14 protein-coding genes and 1 pseudogene are annotated in these 18,550 nt (G+C 55.3%); 7 read left to right on the plus strand and 8 right to left on the minus strand.

All coding sequences use genetic code 11. The features are described from left to right. Positions 1–786, plus strand: a pseudogene (locus tag CSQ89_RS07540) (IS3 family transposase); the annotation flags it as partial. A gap of 13 nt (positions 787–799) precedes the next feature. Here the strand turns inward: CSQ89_RS07540 and CSQ89_RS07545 are convergent. After that, positions 800–1,780 carry a hypothetical protein gene (locus CSQ89_RS07545; protein WP_139023033.1) on the minus strand — a complete coding sequence of 327 codons (981 nt, stop codon included), beginning with the start codon at positions 1,778–1,780 and terminating at the stop codon, positions 800–802. A gap of 652 nt (positions 1,781–2,432) precedes the next feature. Between CSQ89_RS07545 and CSQ89_RS07550 the strand changes: the two genes are divergently transcribed. Continuing rightward, positions 2,433–3,818, plus strand: a complete 1,386-nt coding sequence (locus CSQ89_RS07550; protein ID WP_233202992.1) for a M20/M25/M40 family metallo-hydrolase — start codon at positions 2,433–2,435, stop codon at positions 3,816–3,818. 94 nt (positions 3,819–3,912) lie between these two features. Here the strand turns inward: CSQ89_RS07550 and CSQ89_RS07555 are convergent, their stop codons facing one another. Continuing rightward, on the minus strand, positions 3,913–4,101 hold the full coding sequence (locus CSQ89_RS07555; protein ID WP_099405560.1) for a YqaE/Pmp3 family membrane protein: 189 nt from the start codon (positions 4,099–4,101) through the stop codon (positions 3,913–3,915). Between the two features lie 707 nt (positions 4,102–4,808). On the opposite strand from CSQ89_RS07555, the gene CSQ89_RS07560 reads away from it, so the two are divergent. Continuing rightward, positions 4,809–5,777 (plus strand): type II secretion system F family protein, encoded by a 969-nt coding sequence (locus tag CSQ89_RS07560; protein ID WP_099405561.1) that lies wholly within the window; start codon positions 4,809–4,811, stop codon positions 5,775–5,777. A 127-nt stretch (positions 5,778–5,904) separates the two neighbouring features. On the opposite strand, the gene CSQ89_RS07565 is transcribed toward CSQ89_RS07560, so the two are convergent. From CSQ89_RS07565 to CSQ89_RS07575, 3 genes are read right to left on the minus strand one after another with little or no spacing between them, the layout of a single operon-like run. Continuing rightward, positions 5,905–7,320, minus strand: coding sequence for an efflux transporter outer membrane subunit (locus CSQ89_RS07565; RefSeq protein WP_099405562.1), 1,416 nt, complete (start codon positions 7,318–7,320; stop codon positions 5,905–5,907). Then, the gene (locus CSQ89_RS07570) at positions 7,310–10,480 is read right to left on the minus strand and encodes an efflux RND transporter permease subunit (protein WP_099405563.1); all 3,171 of its coding nucleotides are present in this window, start codon (positions 10,478–10,480) and stop codon (positions 7,310–7,312) included. Before CSQ89_RS07570 ends, CSQ89_RS07565 begins: the two co-directional genes overlap by 11 nt. Positions 10,481–10,498: 18 nt before the next feature. Beyond that, a complete protein-coding gene (locus CSQ89_RS07575) occupies positions 10,499–11,743 on the minus strand; it encodes an efflux RND transporter periplasmic adaptor subunit (RefSeq protein ID WP_099405564.1) in 1,245 nt (414 codons plus the stop codon). Positions 11,744–12,018: 275 nt separating this feature from the next. On the opposite strand from CSQ89_RS07575, the gene CSQ89_RS07580 reads away from it, so the two are divergent. Beyond that, the gene (locus CSQ89_RS07580; RefSeq protein WP_099405565.1) at positions 12,019–12,666 is read left to right on the plus strand and encodes a TetR family transcriptional regulator; all 648 of its coding nucleotides are present in this window, start codon (positions 12,019–12,021) and stop codon (positions 12,664–12,666) included. Between the two features lie 332 nt (positions 12,667–12,998). Continuing rightward, the gene (ypfJ, locus tag CSQ89_RS07585) at positions 12,999–13,868 is read left to right on the plus strand and encodes a KPN_02809 family neutral zinc metallopeptidase (protein WP_099405566.1); all 870 of its coding nucleotides are present in this window, start codon (positions 12,999–13,001) and stop codon (positions 13,866–13,868) included. Between the two features lie 46 nt (positions 13,869–13,914). On the opposite strand, the gene CSQ89_RS07590 is transcribed toward ypfJ, so the two are convergent. After that, entirely contained in the window at positions 13,915–14,859 is a 945-nt protein-coding gene (locus tag CSQ89_RS07590; RefSeq protein WP_099405567.1) for a D-2-hydroxyacid dehydrogenase, read from the minus strand. A 38-nt stretch (positions 14,860–14,897) separates the two neighbouring features. On the opposite strand from CSQ89_RS07590, the gene CSQ89_RS07595 reads away from it, so the two are divergent. Then, positions 14,898–15,647 carry a substrate-binding periplasmic protein gene (locus CSQ89_RS07595; protein WP_143747056.1) on the plus strand — a complete coding sequence of 250 codons (750 nt, stop codon included), beginning with the start codon at positions 14,898–14,900 and terminating at the stop codon, positions 15,645–15,647. Between the two features lie 64 nt (positions 15,648–15,711). Here the strand turns inward: CSQ89_RS07595 and CSQ89_RS07600 are convergent, their stop codons facing one another. After that, positions 15,712–16,488, minus strand: a complete 777-nt coding sequence (locus CSQ89_RS07600) for a DUF2189 domain-containing protein (RefSeq protein WP_099405569.1) — start codon at positions 16,486–16,488, stop codon at positions 15,712–15,714. A 90-nt stretch (positions 16,489–16,578) separates the two neighbouring features. Further along, positions 16,579–16,905 (minus strand): FKBP-type peptidyl-prolyl cis-trans isomerase, encoded by a 327-nt coding sequence (locus CSQ89_RS07605; RefSeq protein WP_099405570.1) that lies wholly within the window; start codon positions 16,903–16,905, stop codon positions 16,579–16,581. 176 nt (positions 16,906–17,081) lie between these two features. Here CSQ89_RS07605 and CSQ89_RS07610 point away from each other — a divergent pair, with 176 nt between their 5' ends. Next, on the plus strand, positions 17,082–18,515 hold the full coding sequence (locus tag CSQ89_RS07610; protein WP_099405571.1) for an alkaline phosphatase: 1,434 nt from the start codon (positions 17,082–17,084) through the stop codon (positions 18,513–18,515). Positions 18,516–18,550 lie beyond the last annotated feature (35 nt).

An 18,550-nucleotide genomic window follows, 5' to 3' on the forward strand; every position in this document is an offset into this window, starting at 1 on the left:
TGGCCCCGTCGGCATATTGGCGTTATGCGGCACGACAGAAAAATCCAGCTTTATTGCCTGAACGCATTCGCCGCGATCAAGCATTGATTCCTCAGATTGAGCGCGTGTGGCAAGCCAATATGTGCGTTTACGGTGCAGACAAGGTGTGGTGCCAGCTGAAACGCGAAGGCACGGTGGTAGCGCGTTGTACGGTTGAGCGGCTGATGCGATTCCTGGGTTTACAAGGCGCTCGTCGCGGGAAACGGGTGAAAACGACCGTGCCAGATGCGAAGGATCACTGTCCACAAGACCGCGTGCATCGTTGCTTCAAAGCGAATCGCCCCAACGAGCTATGGGTAGCCGATTACACCTATGTATCGACTTGGCAGGGTTGGTTGTATGTGGCGTTTGTGATTGATGTGTTTGCCCGCCGAATCGTGGGTTGGCGGGTCAGCCGCAGCATGCGGACCGATTTCGTGCTGGATGCGCTGGAGCAAGCCCTCTACGCCCGTCAACCGAAACTTGTCGATCCGCTACACGGAGCGACTGTCCGAAGCAGGTATTGAGCCCTCGGTTGGAAGCCGTGGTGACAGTTACGATAATGCGCTCGCTGAAACCATAAACGGTTTGTACAAGGCCGAGGTCATCCACCGGCTAGGCCCGTGGAAAACCGGAGAAGCGGTGGAGCTGGCTACGTTGGAATGGGTGGCATGGTTTAACCACCACCGCCTGCTAGAACCCATTGGTTATATCCCGCCAGCAGAAGCTGAGGCAAACTATTACCAGCAACTCGCTAAAACACTTTAACGAAATACCCTCCTCAAAACCCGGGGCGGTTCATAATGTCTACTGAGAGCGTTCCTGCATGGTAGGACCGGATTTTAAAGTGAAGGAATATTGGTTTACTGCTCCATGAGTCAGGAATTCTTTTTAACTCATCTAGGTTTCTTGGGGGGGCATCTCTATTTATTCCATCATTCAAATAATTGGGATTAATTATACTCATTAGTTTGGTCCTGTGATTATACTCCACGCTTTGTTTGATTACTGAGGCAATGCTGGGCATTTCCTGTAAGACTTTTGTTATATCTGTGCTTATATTAAACGTACCATTACCTGCATTGTTATTCAGCGGCTCACTCAATATTTGACCGCTCAGACGGTTTCTTAGGCCGGCTTCGTTATGTGCAGGATCAATTTGGATATCCAGAATCTGTAAAACAGCATGCATCCCTGTCCAGTCATCTGGATATGCTTGACGTCGTAAATTGATATTTTCTGGTACATCTGCCGCAGTGAGTAGGGGCTGAATACGTGCTTGGACTGCTGCTTCTTGATTATTCAGGGATTCGAAGCTTAAGTTGTGGTAATTACCTGCCTGGTAGTAGGTTTCAGCGGATTGCTCCACCGTTTTAGTCACTATCAAATTGGTTAGTGCGTTAACATTGAAATGTCCATTGCCATCAGCATCCGTGGCGGCTGAGTACAGGACAAAGTGCTCGTCATTGGCATCTCCTTCGGCGCGCAGCATAAAAGGGGATTTCATCTGGCTGACGTCAAAACTAAAGTGTCCGTCAGTTTGCAACGTTGCAGTTTTCATCGTGCCAATATTGTCACGGATAATGATCGTACCTTGCAGTGGGGTATCTGCTGTAGCAACACCACTGATGGTTTGCAATGGCGCCGTATTGCCTGTTGTGCTAGGTGGACTTGTTGAAGAATTGCTACTACCGCCGCCACACGCAGTTAAGGCAATGATATTGGCACATAGGAAGGCATTTGCACTTAATTTGATTTTCATAGGCTTTGTTTTACAAGTCGAGTCTGAGAATGAGTTTTGGTAAAATTGTAGTGTGAGCAAACTTCCTGTGCCCAAGTACAAAATGACCAACAAAAAGCGCTACTATACAGCGCTGAAGTCGCGGGGCAGTTTGATGATCTAGCAAGATAGGGATATGCAATTGTATGTAACCTTGATCGATAAGCGAAGCCCTCAGGTGTTATTTTCTGATGCAACGTATTAGTTCTGCTTCATCGTCAAATGTTTGTACGGTTTGGTGCTGCGATAGGCAGGCGGCTTCTAAAGGTGCTTTGACCAAGAAGTTCTTTGCCTAATAAACCCAAGAATATTCCAGTTTCTGCGCGGTACACCAACCGCCTGCTGTTTGCTCGTGGCAGATTCTGAATAAGTTCTACGCACCATTATTTACCCATAAGAATATAAATTGCAGGTGCATGAACCAGCGCAAAGACGCGTCGTCGCAAGCTGCGAAGAGCCAATATTAAGGCGGCAATTAAATAGTGCATATTAACAAAGACAAAAGATCTTTTAAAACAATGCATTAGGAATTTTGTACTGTAAGCCTATATGCGCTTTCACATTGCCGGATTAATATAAGCGCCATCGCTAGAATGCAATTTGAAAAGTTATTTTTTGGCGCAAAGGATGGAATATGTACGCGTTTTTCCGCAGTGGTTTGACACCGATTAAGGTTTATTGCCTGCCCATGTTTATGGCAGGGGCGCTTATGTCCAACCCGGTGCTGGCTGCCCCCAAGAAAATCTGGGTTACTTTGGACGATGCGACCTATGCCCAGTTGCAGGAGCTGGCATCTGAGGTTGCTGCCTACGAAAGCCGAGCCGTTGCTAATCGTGCCGAAAACAACCTGGTGACCGGAGTGAACCCTGAAGGCATAAGGCTGAAACGTTCGTTCGAGTTTGTGCATGCCGTTGAAGTTGAGGAGGCCTTGCTGCCCAGATTAAGCAAGGCAATACAACAAAGATCAAAGCGCCATGGCGGCTATAGGGTGCACAATAGTCAGGAAGAAGCGTTGGCTGCGTTGCAACCATTGATACCTGCAACGCAAGCAATCCGCCCCAGTTATACGATTGACAACCAGGCAGCCGTGAGCCCCCTCTTGGCGCAGATGCAAGACAGCAATATTGCCAGCACGATTGCGGACTTAAGCGCACATCCCAATCGCTATTACACCAGCATCCACGGCGTGAGAGCTTCTAACTGGTTGTTACGGCGCTGGCAGTGGTTGGCGGCGGGGCGTTCGGATGTCACGGTCGAGCAATTCACACACCGTGCGTTTCCGCAAAAGTCAGTCATCCTCACTATCCAGGGCACTGACAATGCAAACGAAGTCGTGGTACTAGGCGGGCATCTCGACACAGTCACGGATACCAGTAATATCGATGAAGATGCCCGTGCACCAGGAGCGGATGACAATGCATCCGGCATTGCGAGCTTGACCGAGGTGGCGCGTGTGCTTCTGACCACCAACTACAAGCCGCGCCGCACCATCAAGTTCATGGCTTACGCCGCGGAAGAGGCCGGACTACTCGGCTCGAAAGATATCGCCCAGAAGTTCAAGGCCGACAATATCAATGTGGTGGGTGTCATGCAGTTGGACATGGTCAACCGCAAGGGGTCGGAGAAGGACATCTACATCTATACGGATAACACTGACAGGCAGCAGAACACCTTTATCGCCAATCTGATAACCACCTATCTGCCCACGCTTACCATTGGTTATGACCAATGCGGCAATTGCTCAGACCATGTCTCCTGGCATAACGAGGGCTATTGGGCTTCGATGCCTTCCGAAGCGGCAGCTAGGGACATTAATCCCCATATCCATAGCGCCGACGATACCTATGCCAATACGGGGAACCAAGCACTGCATGCGCTCAAATTCAGTCGCGTAGGGCTTGCCTTTGCCGTGGAGTTGGGGAGTGATGGCCCTACGGTAGACGTGCGGTTTACGCTTCCCAGAAAAAGCGGCGCTATGTCTCCCGGCGCGTCAAGTGAGGCTTCGAATATGAGACCATAGGCTGGCAACGCGGGCACGACGCGTTGGTCCATTGCCATGAACCCATTGGCACATGCAAAGCGCGTGGGATACCCGTCATACACGAGCAGCATCACTACCGCCCGATTGCTTTTTCAATCTTCTGATCGGTCTTGTACTGGCTCAGCGAATACACTGCCCAGATCGTGGCGGGCAGCCAGCCAATGACGGTGAGTTGCAGTATCAGGCAGATAATGCCGGCAATCGGCTTACCGATTGTGAAGAATGTCAGCCAGGGCAGGAGAAAGGCAATAAGAAGGCGCATCGGGAAAGTGCTTTCGTTAATGTAATGGGTAACGTTGTCACAACATAAGTTTGATTGCTAAACGCGGATATTCACGTTTCCCTTCTAGTGGCGAGTTGTCGCTAAGAGCCTGTCTAAACTCTGCTGTGCGTCAGCAATACGGCGTTGAAAACACCCTCGGAATGCTCATTTACCAATCGTAAACTTCGCTACCTCGGCTGCTTTCGCCTTTTCTTGTCCTGGCTCGCGAGACTTTAGACAGGTTCTACGAAAATGCGGATGCGAAATTGGCGGCGAACTTCAACGCGGAAGTTACATCGCCTGCAACCTAGCGAAATGGATGATGGCACCGGTGGATGAATTTTGCACGCGGGATGAAGGTGGGCGGCTTACGTTGCTATAGGTTTCGGTGTGTTTCAAATTAAAAAATCGCCGGTTTCATCAACCGGCGGTTTTTATAAGGCAAGCCTATCTTGCTGGCTGACCTGCGGAAAGAAAGTGCTGACGCAGCAGCCAAGATACCCATTCTGAAACAACCATCAATAGCGCTAAAGTCAAAGCGCGCCCATCAGATTTGTCTCAAACGCTGTATCGCTGCGCGCAGCAGCTGTTGAGCAAATCTTTAGCGGATTGAAACGGATTGCATGGCATTGTCAAATGCCATGCAATCCAACAATCTCTAATGTCATAGGGTGTTGCTCGCCGAAAAATTGATTGAGGCGTATTCAATGAGCACTGCGTTTTATGCGCCCATGCCATACCGGGTTCGCGCTGAGTTGTTTTTGAATTTGGCAGAGATGGAGCGGGCTGGTGTCCCAGCCTTGAAGGCATATGGCTTATTGCAAGTACCCCCTGCTTACCAAGTACGCCTGGATAGCACCCGCAAAATGCTGGCACGTGGTGTTGACCCTGCTTTTGCCGGCCAGCGCAACGGGTTGTTTACACCCCTGGAAGCATCGTTGCTGAAGGTTGCGCTAGCGGCAGGTAGCCCGGCGCCCACCTATCGCCGCCTGAGGGATAACTACGCGACCAAGGTGCTGCACATGCAAAAAATCCGCGCCCGCATGGCGATGCCGGTGCTGATGCTGACTGCGGCACTATTGATTCAACCCTTACCTGCGTTGTTCTCCGGGGCAATCAGCGTCACCGGTTATTTTATGCAGTTGTTATCCGTCTTGCTTGGTTTGGCAGCCCTTGCTTTTCTGGCGAAAAAATTGTCATTTTGGCTGCAGCGGGGCGAGCCAAGTCCGGTGCGCAGTGCGATTTGTAAGACGCTGATGGGCTTGCCGTTGTTTGGTGCTATGCATGTCCGGAGTATAGCCAGGGACTTTTTTGAAAGTCTGGCGCTATTGCTCGAAGCGGGTGTGCCGATGTTTGATGCCTTGCCAATTGCGGTGGAAAGCATCGACAACCCCATTATGCAGTCTGCATTTGGCACTATCCTGGCCAAGATGCAATCGGGTGCATCGCTGTCACAAGCGCTTGCGGGAGTGGCGTATCTGAATCACGACATCCTTAGTTCATTTGTACAGACTGGAGAAGTCAGCGGTACCTTGTCGGAGATGTTATGGCGTCACGTTAATATGGAAACGACAGCAATAAACCATTTTCAGTTTCAATGCGTAGAGTGGTTTCCGCGCATATTCTATGCCTTGGTGGTGCTGTGGATTGTGGGCGGGACATTCGCCGGTAGATGAATAAGTGAAGATGATCTTGCCATACGTGATTGCGGCGAGGCGGATAGAAAACAGGCTCGATGATCTGAGCCTGAATTGCAACGCCCATTAACCCACTGTTTAAAATGGTGAGTTAGTGGCAGCCATCTTATTTGGTGCTGGCGATATCCTGTTGTTGCCAACCACCACCCAGTGCCTGGTAGACATCCACCAGGGCAGTGAGCCGGCCTTGCAGGGCGCTAACCCGGTCGCGCTCGGCTGATAATCGGTCACGCTCGGCATTCAGCTGGTCCAAATAGCTGCTGACACCGGCTTTGTAGCGCATATCGGCTAATTCCTTGACCTTGGCCTGTGCGTTAGCGCGGGCCTCAGTGGCAACCAGCGTTTCGCGCGCCGCTGTATGCGCAGCCAAGGCAGAACGTACATCGGCATAGGCGGTGCGTGCAGCCTGTGCATACCCCAATTCCGCTTGATTGCGGCTGGCTTTGGCAGCCTCGACCTGTGCATCGATATTGGCCATGCCGACGATAGGCTGCAAAAGCTGACCGGCAATATTCCAGGTACGCGCGGGAGCATTGAACAAATCACCCAACGACGGGCTTTCGCCGCCGAGGAAACCCGTGAGCGTCAGACTGGGGAAATAGCGGCGGCGGGTTTCTTCAAGGCTGGCGTGGGCGACCGCTAGCTGGGCTTCAGCACGGCGTACATCGGGCCGGCGCGTCAAAAGATCAGCCGGCAGGCCGGCAGGAATCTCCGGCGCAGCAGCCAACAAGGTCAAGCCATTACCGCGGTCGACATGCCCCTCCATCACGTCCTTGGGGCTACGCCCGAGCAGAACGGCCAATGCGGCTTCGGCCTTTTCTCGTGCGGCGACCATTTGTGGCAAAGCCGCTGCGACGCTGGCTTGTTCCGCTTCTGACAGCTTGAGCTCATATTCACCTACGGCACCGGCCTTGAAGCGTTTCTGCTCCAGCGTCAGGGCCTCATTACGCGTATTGAGTGTTTGTGTCAGCAAGGCGATTTCCGCATCAGCTGCCAGCAGCGTGAAATAGCTACGCGCGGTTTGCGCTGCTACTGCGCTACGCGTGGTCTCACGGGCATATTGGCTGGCCAGCAGATTCGCCAACGCGGCGTCCTTTGCTTTCCAGACACGACCCCATAAGTCCAATTCATACGACACGCTAAGGCCGCCGTTGTAGACCGTGCTGGTCCCTGTCTTACCCGGTTGGCCGGTAAGGTCGCTCGGGTTACGTCGAGTAGCATTCAACGTCGCGTTGACATCGGGCAGCAGGGCTACCTGGGCTTGGCGCAGCGTGGCGCGCGACTGCCCAACACTTTCCATCGCAATCAGCACATCGGCGTTGTGAGCCTGCGCTTCTTCGATCAACGCATTCAGGGTGGGTGCGTTCAGGCTTTGCCACCATTGACCAAGCTCGGCCGGGGCGGCCACGCCTTCCGGCGTGGGCAGATCGAGCTTAGGTGGGGGCACGGAGCTGGCGCAACCGGCAAGACCGGCTGCCACAAGCAGTGCCAATAGGGCTGGGCGCATCAGTTTACTTTCCATCGCGATGGTCTCCTTCAACGATGCCGTATTCGGTTTCAGCCTTAGGTGGAATCAATTCCTCCGGCGGCGTTTTGAGTGTACGGTCGGTAATCAGTTTGAAGAACAGCGGTACGAAGAAGATGGCCAGGAAGGTCGCTGCCAACATACCGCCCACCACACCGGTGCCTACCGATGTCCGAGCACCCGCGCCCGCACCGTGGCTGATCGCCAGGGGCAGCACGCCTAGGATGAACGCCATCGAGGTCATGATGATGGGACGGAAGCGCAGGCGGGCGGCTTCGATGGCGGCTGCGGCCACCGGGTAGCCTTCGTGGTGCTTCATCACCGCGAATTCCACGATCAGAATGGCGTTCTTGGCGGCAAGGCCGAGCAAGGTCACAAGACCAATCTGGAAATACACGTCGTTATTGAAGCCACGCAGGTACACCGCCGCCAACGCACCGAAGATACCGAAAGGCATGGCCAGCAGTACTGAGAACGGCAACGACCACTTTTCGTACTGGGCAGCCAAGATCAGGAACACCATCACCGCAGCCAGCACGAGGGCAATCGCGGCGGCGCTGCTGACTTTCTTTTCCTGGAACGCGGAACCGGTCCATTCAAAGTCCACGTCCGAAGGCAGGGTCTTGGCCAGGTTTTCGAAAGCGGTAATCGCTTGGCCCGAAGAATAACCAGGGCCGGCATTACCCAACAGCTTCACAGCCGGCAGGTTGTTGTAGCGATTCACCGTGTCCGGGCCCGAGCTGTATTCCACCTTGGCGAAAGCCGACAACGGCACCATCTTGCCGGTATTGCTCTTCACGAACAGACGGCCGATGTCTTCAGGACGCTTGCGGTACTGGCTGTCGGCGCTCATCAGCACCTGCCATGCACGACCATACTTATTGAAGTCGTTCACATAGTAGGTACCCAGTGTACCGGCAAGGGTATTAAACGCGTCGTTCAGCGGAATCCCCAATGACTTGGCGCGGTCACGGTCCACGTCCACATACAACTGCGGTGCGTTGGGCTTCCACAAGGTTTGCAAGCCACCACCGCCGGCCAGCACGGGGTCGGCATGTGATGCGCCCAGTAACGGGCCCATGACCTGCGCCAGCTTGCGTGTACCGCCCTCACCACGGTTCTGCAGATAGACCTCGAAGCCGCCGGTATTGCCCAGGCCGAAGATGGCTGGCGGGTTGAATGCCAGTACCAGGGCTTCCTTGATCGTCCCCGTCTTCATGAACAACTCACCCACCAGCTGCTGAGTGCTCACGTTACGTTCGTCCCAATGCTTCTGGGTGACGAAGATGGTGGCTGCGTTGTTCTTGAAACCCCCGCCGATGAAGTCCATGCCGCTGAACGCCATGACGTGTTCGTTGGCGGGGTTGGACTGAATCTGCTTGATGACTTCCGCTACGACCTTGTCGGTACGTTCCAGCGATGCGCCATCAGGCAGGAACACCGCGCCGATGTAGTAACCCTGGTCTTCGTCCGGCACCAATGAGCCCGGTGTGATCTTGAACAGACCTGCCGTCACCGCCAGCATGCCGACAAACAGCAAGACACCGAGGATGGAGCGCTTCATGAAGAAGGTTACGCCCTTGATGTAATGGCCGGTAATGCGATGGAACCAGTCGTTGAACCACAGGAAGAACTTGGCGGTCTGCTTGTGCTCGCGCTTGAGCATCAGCACACACAAGGCAGGCGTCATGGTCAGCGCCACAATGCCTGATAGCACGACAGCGATTGAGATGGTGACAGCAAACTGGCGATACAGCTCGCCGGTCAGGCCGCCCAGGAAGGCGATCGGCACGAACACGGCGCAGAGCACCAGCACAATGGCGACCACCGGCCCGGTGACTTCCTGCATGGCCCGGATGGCGGCCTCGCGAGCGGGCAGATGCTCCTCGTGCATGATACGTTCGACGTTTTCGAGCACCACGATGGCGTCATCCACCACGATACCAATGGCCAACACCATGCCGAACAGCGTGAGGGTGTTGATGGAATAGCCCAGCATGTGCAGGCCGGCAAACGTACCAATCAGCGACACGGGTACGGCCAGGGTCGGGATCAAAGTCGCGCGCCAGTTCTGCAAGAACAGGTAGACGACGAGGAACACCAGGATCATCGCCTCGCCTAGCGTCTTCACCACTTCCTTGATGGAGACTTCCACAAATCGAGTGGTGTCATAAGGAATGGCGTAGGTCATACCTTTCGGGAAGCGCTCGGCCAGTTTGGCAACCGTTGCTTTTACCTCCTTACCCACATCCAGTGCATTGGCGCCCGGTTGCAGGAAGACCCCCATCAGCACGGCAGGCCTGCCGTTGTAGGTACCGTTGAAGTCGTTGTCCTTCGCCCCGAGTTCCACCCGCGCAATGTCTTTCAGGCGCAGCTGGCTGCCTTTTGAGTCGGAACGAACGATGATGTTCTCAAACTCGGCTTCGGAATTCAGGCGACCTTTCGCGGTAATGGTGTAGACCATTTCCTGGCCGCCGCCCGTGGGCGACTGCCCGATCTTACCGGCAGCGAACTGGGCGTTCTGCTCGGCCAGTGCTGCAGCGACTTCAGGTACCGTTACCTTCAGCTGACTCATGCGATCCGGCTTGAGCCAGATGCGCATGGCGTAGTCTTTGGCACCGAAGATCTGGACGCTGGTCGTACCGGGAATCTTCTTGATCGAATCCAGTACGTTGAGCGTGATGTAGTTCGAGGTGTAAAGGTCGGTAAACTTGCTTTCAGGTGAATAGAACGCCAGTACCTGCAAGAAGGCCGACGAACCTTTTTCCACCGAAACACCTTGTCGTCGCACCTCTTCCGGCAAGCGTGCATCGGCTTGCTTGACGCGGTTGTTGACGTTCACCGCGGCTTGGTCGGCATCGGTGCCGATTTCGAAGGTGACAGCGATTTCCACTGCGCCGTTCGAGGTCGAGGTGGACGACATATACATCATGCCTTCCACACCGGTAACGGCATTTTCAATCGGGGCAGCCACTGTTTCGGCAATGGTTTCGGCCGATGCACCCGGGTAGAAGGCGCGGATGGTCACCACCGGTGGCGAAATCTCGGGGTACTGCGCAATAGGCAGGGCGCGCATCGCCGCCAGACCCGCGATCACGATGAAGATCGAGATCACGAAGGCGAAGATGGGCCTGTCGATAAAGAAGCGTGAAAACATAGATGCGTTGCTCCGTAATTACTGCTTGGCAGCGGGCGCGGGTGCGCCGGCGGCTTGCTTGGCTGCGGCCTGGGCTGCTTCTTCAGCGGTCATCGGCACGACGGGCGCAAAGGGGTAGAAGATGCGGGCCATGCCATCCACAATCACCTTGTCGCCCGACTTGAGGCCTTGCTTGATCACCCAGCCATTGGGTTCCTTACCATCAAGACGTACCCACTCGCCCGGCACGACCGGTGTAGGTACGGCGGCAGGCTTGCCATCTTTGCCGGCACCCACGGTGTAGACGAACTTGCCGGAAGCGCCATCAAGCACAGCGCGTTGTGGTACGGCGATAGCGTTTGGTCGGCTGGCACCCGTTAATAACACGCGTACGAATTGGCCTGGGGTCAGGCTATTGTCGGCATTGGTGAACTCGGCACGGCTGGCGTATGCCCCGGTGGACTCATCGGCCTTGTAGTCGCTGAAGTCAAGCTTGCCTGTGTTCTTCAACCATTGGCCGTCGCTGGTTTTCAGCTTCACGCTGTAGCCTTTGGCCGGTAGTTTCAGCGTGCCCGCGGTTGCTTCGCTTTGGACATGGGCCCGGTCGGCTTCCGATAAAGCGAAGTTGACGTGGATCGGGTCGGTTTGCGCCATGGTGGCCAACAGGCTGTCGCCGCTGGCATTGGCCAGTGCACCTTCCACTTTGAGCGCGCGGCCGACGACGCCGCTGATGGGGGCACGGATGTCGGTGTAGCCAAGGTCGATATTGACGCTACGGGCTTGGGCTTGGGCGGCTTTCAAGGCTGCACGTGCAATGTCGAGGCCCGACGCAGCATTGTCGAATTCCTGTTGGCTGATGGCCTTGGCTTCTATAAGAGGCTTGAGGCGGGCGTGGTCCCGTTCGGCTTTCTTCAGCGTGGCATCTGCACTCGCCACATTGGCTTCAGCGGCAGCTGCTGCCGCCGCGAATGGGGCAGGGTCGATACGGAACAGGGTCTGACCGGCTTTGACTCGGGCACCTTCTTCATACAGGCGTTTGTCGACGATGCCGTTTACTCGTGCGCGAATCTCGACTTCGCGCGAACCGGCCGCTTGGCCGACATATTCAAAGTCGACAGGTACATCGCGCGCGGTGACAGATTCATACGTCACCATCGGGGGGGGCATTCCACCGCCGCCATGCGGTTGACCTTTGCCACAGGCAGCGAGAAGAGCAACCAGAATGAGAGCGGGGGCCAGGCGCAAGGTGTGGGAACGGGGCTGGGTAGAGCGAGCTGCGGGCATATTGTTTGGTCCTCGCGATTCAAGAAATGGGCAGTCAAGCTGACAAAGCGACCGAAACGGGCTACGTCCAAATGGCCAGCATAGACCAGCAAGGCCTTGTAATTTTTGTTGGCAGGCCATGGAGAAACGTGGTTTTTTGGTCAGGGGAACAGGATTCGGTTTTTGCTCAGAATGGACCTCGGGGCTGATTTTAGATACATACACGTATGTTTGTAAACACTGCTGACGCTGGGGTTATTAAGACGCGCGCCAGGGCAGGAATATAAAATCGCAAAATGGCTAGAAAAACGAAAGAACAGGCGGCGGAAACCCGCGAACAGCTGCTGGATGCGGCAGAACGCGTTTTCCACGACAAAGGGGTGAGCCGCGCCACCCTGGACGATATCGCACGCGACGCAGGTATGACGCGTGGGGCGATCTATTGGCATTTCAAAAACAAGACCGCTATCTTCAGCGCCATGTGCGAACGGGCGACGTTGCCGATGCAAGCCATGCTTGATGCCCAGCTGGCCGACCCGACTGACGACCCCTTGGGGCAGATGACGCGTGATGGCGCGCGTATTCTGAGCCGGGTGGCGAACGACCCCAGTACGATGCGCGTGTTTGAAATCCTGTTGTTCAAGACAGAATTGAGCGAAGTGGTGGCGGAGGTCATGGCTGAAGAGGCCGAACGGGCTGCCGCTTGCCGGCAGCAATTGGCTGCCATTTTGCGAGCGGCTCAGTTGAAGGGGCAGATTCCTGCGCATGTGGACTGCTACCTGGCTGCATTTGCCCTGAATGGATTTCTGGTGGGCTGTATCCGCGAATGGTTGGAGTTGCGTGAGTTCGACCTTGCTGAACGGGCGGAGTGGTTGATGCGGACGTTCTATGCGGGTTTGCAGCATGCGCCTGTCGATAAGAAAGGGCCATTGGAACTTGTCTAAAGTCTCGCGAGCTAAGGCAAGATAAGGCGAAAACAGCCGAGGAAGCGGAGTTTACAAGTGGTAAATGAGCATTCCAAGGGTGTTTTCAACGCCATATTGCCGACGCGCAGCAGACTTTAGACAGGTTCTTAGTCTGTACCGACATACGCAGGGGCCACGCCTGTCGCTTCGTTTTAACTTTTTGTATTGATCAACAAGTGGCTGCTACCTTGCGGCGTGTCCTTCATCGGAGGGCATGTGCTTGCTTGCGACGCGCGCAGTACACTGGAATACTGCGTTATGTAATCAAGCGTGCCTGTGATGGATACCAAATCGGGCCGGAGGAGTAGACCATGCGTTTGGACGACCAGCGTGAAAGTGACAATGTAGATGACCAGCGCGGGCAGTCCGGCGGCGGTGGTGGTTTTGGAATGGGACGGCTTGGTATTGTCGGGCTGATTATTGCGGGTGGCTTGAGCTATTTCACGGGAATGGATTTTTCGACGGCTGTGCGCCTGGTCGAAGGGGGGCAGGGCGTGGTCCAACAGGTTAGGCCGCAGCAACCCACTACCACCCCAAATGCGCGCGACCCGGAAAAGGTTTTTGCCAGCAAGGTGCTGGCCAGCACCGAAGATGTATGGAGTGCTTACTTTCAGCGCGCGGGCCAGCGCTACCAGCCGCCGAGGCTTGTGTTGTTCCGAGGTGGCGTCAATACCGCGTGTGGTTATTCGCAAAGCGCCATCGGGCCGTTTTATTGCCCCGGCGATTCCCGCTTGTTTATTGATCTGGATTTCTTGACCGCGCTGCAAAATAAGCTGGGTGCGCAAGGGGATTTCGCCCGCGCCTATGTTATCGCCCATGAAGTGGGCCACCATGTCCAAAATCTGCTGGGGACCAGTACCAAGGTGCACAGTGCACAGCAAAGCGCCAGCAAGGCTGCTGCCAATGCACTTAGCGTGAAGTTGGAATTACAGGCTGATTGCTATGCCGGGGCGTGGGGCCATGCTGCCGCCAAGGCCGGTTTGCTGGAAACCGGTGATCTTGATGAAGCCATCAAAGCGGCGAGCGCTGTGGGAGACGACAGCCTGATGCACAGCGCCAACCAGCAGGTTGTGCCCGATGCTTTCACCCATGGCAGTTCCGAGCAGCGCATGCACTGGTTTAAAGTTGGCATGGACAGCGGCAACCCGAGCCAATGCAATACGTTCGGCAAAGATAGCTAGATTCGGCTGCTGTGCGCTTGCTGCGGTGGGTTGATGGCGTGTTGGCCTATAGCAGGTTGCGTGGCGCACCTGCCGCCCAGGCTTCGATGTTGCCAATGAGTTGCGTTGCCAGTTGGCTCATCGCTTCAAAGCTGGCCCAGCCCACATGCGGTGTGACGATCAGGTTGGCGAGGCCGGCTTCCAGCAATGGGTTACCCTGACGTGGCGGTTCTTCGTGCAATACGTCGATTCCAGCCCCGCCCAAGGTACCGGCACGCAGTGCAGCCAATAGCGCCACTTCATCGACGATGCCGCCACGCGCGGTGTTGATCAGCACTGCGTCGCGTTTCATCCAACCGAACTCGGTGGTACTGAGGAGATTGCGGGTGGTGGTTGTCAGCGGGCAGTGCAGGCTGATGACATCAGCCTGTGCCAGCCCGGCCTGGAAATCCACGTAACCAGTACGCACCGCGCTGGCCCCCTTGTGTTCCGCAAACAGCACCTGCATGCCAAAGGCGCGTGCCAACTTGGCCGTGCCCTGGCCCAACGAGCCCGCACCGACAATCAATAAGGTGCGGCCGTTAAGGTCACGCACGGGTGCGCCAAAATGGCAGAAGTTGGGTGACTGCTGCCATTTCCCGTCCACCATGTCGCGCTTGTACGCGGGCAAGTTGCGCAGCAGCGCCAACATCAACATCAGTGCGTGTTCTGGCACTGTGGCGTCGGCATAGCCGCGAATATTACAGACAGCGATGCCTCGCGCCTTGGCGGCGGCAAGGTCGATATGGTTGATGCCTGTTGCGGCAACGGCGATGAGTTTCAGACGGGGCAGGGCGGCGATGGTGTTGGCATCGAGCATGACTTTGTTGCTGACTATCACATCCGCATCAATGCACCGTGCCGTTATTTCCGCGGGTGACGTGGTATCGAACTCAGCCCAGTGATGCGGTAGTGGGAGGGGTGGTACTGCAACTGGCAGGCTGGCGCGGTCTACAAAGACAATATTTAGCATCTACTATTTACCTGTACAAAATCACAGAGGAGCCACAATTGGATACTTGGCTAAGCAGATTGGTGCTATGTCTGCCGTTATTTATTTTGCAGATGGCACATGCAGAAATCAAAACAGCGGCACAAACTGATTCCGAACCCAAGTACATCAAGGAAGGTAACGCAGCAGTCGGCATATGTGTCGACATCATGCGTGCTGTTGAAAAAATCGACCCAAGTTTAAAGTTTGTCGGCGACCAGCAGTGGCAGCCCTTGGCACGTATTGAGGCAAACGTTGAAAGCGGTGAACTGGATGCGGGTTGTGGTTTGCAGAAGAATAAAGCGCGAGAAGCCAAATTCCAGTTCCCTGCAACCGCGCTATTCCCGGTGAAATGGATGCTCGCCGTCAGGGTGGATGATGACATCAAGATAAGCAGTTGGGACGATGTAAAGAAACTGGGGCCGGAAGGTGTGGTGCTGGTGAACTTTGGTAGCGGTGCGTTAAAGACACTTGAGGCAGTCGGTGGGTTGGTGATTGATTCTGGTGGTAGGTCGAACCCTGACAATCTGATCAAACTGGAAGCCAAACGTGGCCGTTTTTACTATTACCGGAGCCCGGGTTTTGTTGGCGAACTTAAGGCTTTTCCAGGCAAGTTCAAGATATTGCCGACGGTGATGGATTCCGCTGATTTCCACATGATGTTTGGTAAGCACGTGCCTGCCGCGACGGTAGAAAAATTCAACAAAGCGTTGATGGAGCTGGAGAAAAAAGGCGAGTTGGAAAAGATGGTGAAAAAGTGGGACAGCTGATCAGGGAGGATGCCCCCATCCCGCAGTGCGTGCCGGTTGGGGGCGGTCGCTCGCTAAACAGTCATTATTCAATCAGTGCGCGATAAGCATGCCAGGTGGCATGGCCCACCAGTGGCACCGTAATGGCTACACCCACCCCCCAGAGTACAAATCCGAGCAAGACGAGCGCGACGATAATCGCTCCCCAGGTCAGCATGCATACCGGGTTTGCCAAGCAGACCCTGACGCTGGCAAACATTGCGGTCAGTGTGTCGCTATCGCGATCCAGCATGACGGGGATGGACACCACCGACAGCGCAAAAGTCAGCAGTGCGAAGAAAGCGCCGGAGCCAATCCAGACGATCATAAAGGTCAGGTTTTCCGGCTCGACCAGAAAAGAGGGCGAAAGTATTAGCTTTAGGTCAGGTATGTCCTCGGTGAAGAACAAAGCAAACACCACGACAGAAACCCGCATCCAGCCCGCCACGATCAGGGCGAGGATGATGGCGAAGAGGCTGATGCCGGCTTTATTGATGCGCAGCGCTGTGAGGGTGGGCAGCAGCCTCACCTTGGCGACGGTTTCGTGCCGGCGACTGATTTCATACAGGCCCAGGCAAATGAATGGGCCAGCCAGCAAGAAGGCTGTGACGAGCGTCATGGTGTGTTCGGGTGCATAGCCGAACAAGGCGCGGATGCCCCAACCCATAGCGGCAAAGGCGGCGCCATAGAACAACAAACCGGTGGGCGTGGCGCGAATGTCACCCAACGCCAGCTTGATCCACTTGAAAGGGGTGTGCCAGGGCAGGTCGCGTACCCGAGGGTTGAGCGGAGGGGGAATGTTTTCGTCGACGACTGCCGCCATAGGGTGTCTCCTTGTTATTTTTTGGGCGGTGCGGAAACCCGCAGTATCGGGTAGTAAACAAATGGCGGCCAGTAGGCCGCCAGTGGCGTTTTAGGCCAGACCGAGCAGTTCAACTTCGAACACGAGCGTGGCGTTGGGTGGAATTACCCCGCCTGCACCGCGTGCGCCATAGCCCAGGTCGGCCGGAATAGTCAGTTTGCGCATGCCGCCAATCTTCATGCCCTGTACGCCTTGGTCCCACCCTTTGATGACGTGGCCTGCGCCCAGCGGAAAACTGAAGGGCATGCCACGGTCTTTGCTGGAATCGAATTTTTTCCCATCAAGCAGCCAGCCGGTGTAATGCACGGTGACTTCCTGGCCGGCTTTTGCTTCGTCGCCTTCGCCTGTCTTGATTTCTTCGATATTGAGTTGCGTCATGCCTGTTTGTCCTGATGTGATAAATAACCCACACAATTTACCCAAGATGTGACCCGCGCGATAGCACCGCAGTTATTGGGCGATCATCTTTTTAAGACTTATCTGTCATGTTTGCGTCTTGAGATTGCAACTTTGCATCGCCATGATCCCGGCTTCGATTGCCACGACGGAAGATCATGATGAAATCCAACTTTGCTTTTGTGCTCTTGAACAGCGCAATTGCACTCGCCCTGACGGCTTGTAATGGGTCTGATGCAAATGCGGCGGCGGCTTCCAAGGTCAGCCAGAAGAATGTCATCTTTTTCTTGGGGGATGGCATGGGGTTGAACACCATGACGGCCTCCCGCATCTATGCCGTGGGAGAAGACGGCGAGCTGACGATGGATACGCTGCCGGAAACCGGTTTCATCAAGACGTTCTCGAAAGATGCGCAGGTGACGGATTCCGCGCCATCGATGTCAGCCTATATGACCGGCGTCAAGATGAACAATGAAGTCATCTCCATGTCGGCCGAGACGAACGCCATCAGCCCAAAGGCGGACTACACAAGCAACTGTGGTGTCGGTAATGGTGTGCCGGCCACCACCTTGCTTGAACTTGCCAAGGCGGCTGGCCGTGGTACCGGAGTCGTTACCACCACGCGTGTGACGCATGCCACGCCAGCCGCAACCTATGCTCATGCTTGCCACCGCGATGCCGAGAGCGACATCGCCGCCCAGTTCGTGCCGGGTGGGGCAGGCTTCAACAGCAAATTGGTCGATGGGGTGGATGTGCTGTTGGGGGGCGGGCGCCAATTCTTCCTGCCGGCGGGCGCAAACGGCAAGCGTGCGGATGGACGCGACCTGACTGCAGAACTGCAGGCCAAGGGCTATGGCTATGTCGCCAGCAAGGCCGACTTCGACGCGGTTGATAGTAGCAAGATCGACAAATTGGTGGGGCTCTTCACCAGCAGCCATATGAGCTACGACCATGACCGGGACCCAGTCAAGGAGCCGAGCCTCGCTGAAATGACTGTGAAGGCGCTGCAGGTGGTACGCAAAAACAAGAATGGTTACTTCCTGATGGTGGAAGGGGGTCGCATCGACCATGCATTACACGAAACGACCGCCCGTAAGGCGCTGCAAGACACGGTTGCCTTCGACAATGCCATCAAGGCTGCTATCGACGAAGTGAAGAAAACCGACCCTGAGTTGAAGAACACGCTGATTGTGGTCACCGCTGATCATGACCATACCCTGGTGCTGAATGGCTATGCCAAACGGACGGGTAAAACTACAACCACCAATCCTGGCGTATTGGGACTGCTGCGTAACTACAGCGATGGCAGCATCGCCAAGGATCTGGATGGCAAGCCATTCACCATCATTGGCTTTGGCAATGGCGAGAACCGCCCTGCCGGCAAGCGTAGCAATTTCGCCGACCTCACCGATGACGTTGTCTTTGCCAGCAACTATCACCAGGAAGCGGCAGTCCGCGTAAGCGCCGGTAACGAAACGCATGGTGGTACTGATGTGTTTATCGGCGCGATGGGCATGGGGGCAGATCGGTTCGCCGGTACGCTGGACAATACCCACGTGTTCGATCTCGTTAAAACCGCGGTTGGCCTGTAATCAAGTCGGATTTAAAAGGATAAAAAGGAATTCGT

The organism is Chitinimonas sp. BJB300 (genome assembly GCF_002735695.1).
Classification (GTDB): domain Bacteria; phylum Pseudomonadota; class Gammaproteobacteria; order Burkholderiales; family Chitinimonadaceae; genus Chitinimonas.

Excerpts from the sequence above, each read along its gene's own strand:
- CSQ89_RS07545 (WP_139023033.1), bottom strand. The coding sequence starts at position 1,780 with ATGAAAATCAAATTAAGTGCAAATGCCTTCCTATGTGCCAATATCATT.
- CSQ89_RS07550 (WP_233202992.1), top strand. The coding sequence starts at position 2,433 with ATGTACGCGTTTTTCCGCAGTGGTTTGACACCGATTAAGGTTTATTGC.
- CSQ89_RS07555 (WP_099405560.1), bottom strand. The coding sequence starts at position 4,101 with ATGCGCCTTCTTATTGCCTTTCTCCTGCCCTGGCTGACATTCTTCACA.
- CSQ89_RS07560 (WP_099405561.1), top strand. The coding sequence starts at position 4,809 with ATGAGCACTGCGTTTTATGCGCCCATGCCATACCGGGTTCGCGCTGAG.
- CSQ89_RS07565 (WP_099405562.1), bottom strand. The coding sequence starts at position 7,320 with ATGGAAAGTAAACTGATGCGCCCAGCCCTATTGGCACTGCTTGTGGCA.
- CSQ89_RS07570 (WP_099405563.1), bottom strand. The coding sequence starts at position 10,480 with ATGTTTTCACGCTTCTTTATCGACAGGCCCATCTTCGCCTTCGTGATC.
- CSQ89_RS07575 (WP_099405564.1), bottom strand. The coding sequence starts at position 11,743 with ATGCCCGCAGCTCGCTCTACCCAGCCCCGTTCCCACACCTTGCGCCTG.
- CSQ89_RS07580 (WP_099405565.1), top strand. The coding sequence starts at position 12,019 with ATGGCTAGAAAAACGAAAGAACAGGCGGCGGAAACCCGCGAACAGCTG.
- ypfJ (WP_099405566.1), top strand. The coding sequence starts at position 12,999 with ATGCGTTTGGACGACCAGCGTGAAAGTGACAATGTAGATGACCAGCGC.
- CSQ89_RS07590 (WP_099405567.1), bottom strand. The coding sequence starts at position 14,859 with ATGCTAAATATTGTCTTTGTAGACCGCGCCAGCCTGCCAGTTGCAGTA.
- CSQ89_RS07600 (WP_099405569.1), bottom strand. The coding sequence starts at position 16,488 with ATGGCGGCAGTCGTCGACGAAAACATTCCCCCTCCGCTCAACCCTCGG.
- CSQ89_RS07605 (WP_099405570.1), bottom strand. The coding sequence starts at position 16,905 with ATGACGCAACTCAATATCGAAGAAATCAAGACAGGCGAAGGCGACGAA.
- CSQ89_RS07610 (WP_099405571.1), top strand. The coding sequence starts at position 17,082 with ATGATGAAATCCAACTTTGCTTTTGTGCTCTTGAACAGCGCAATTGCA.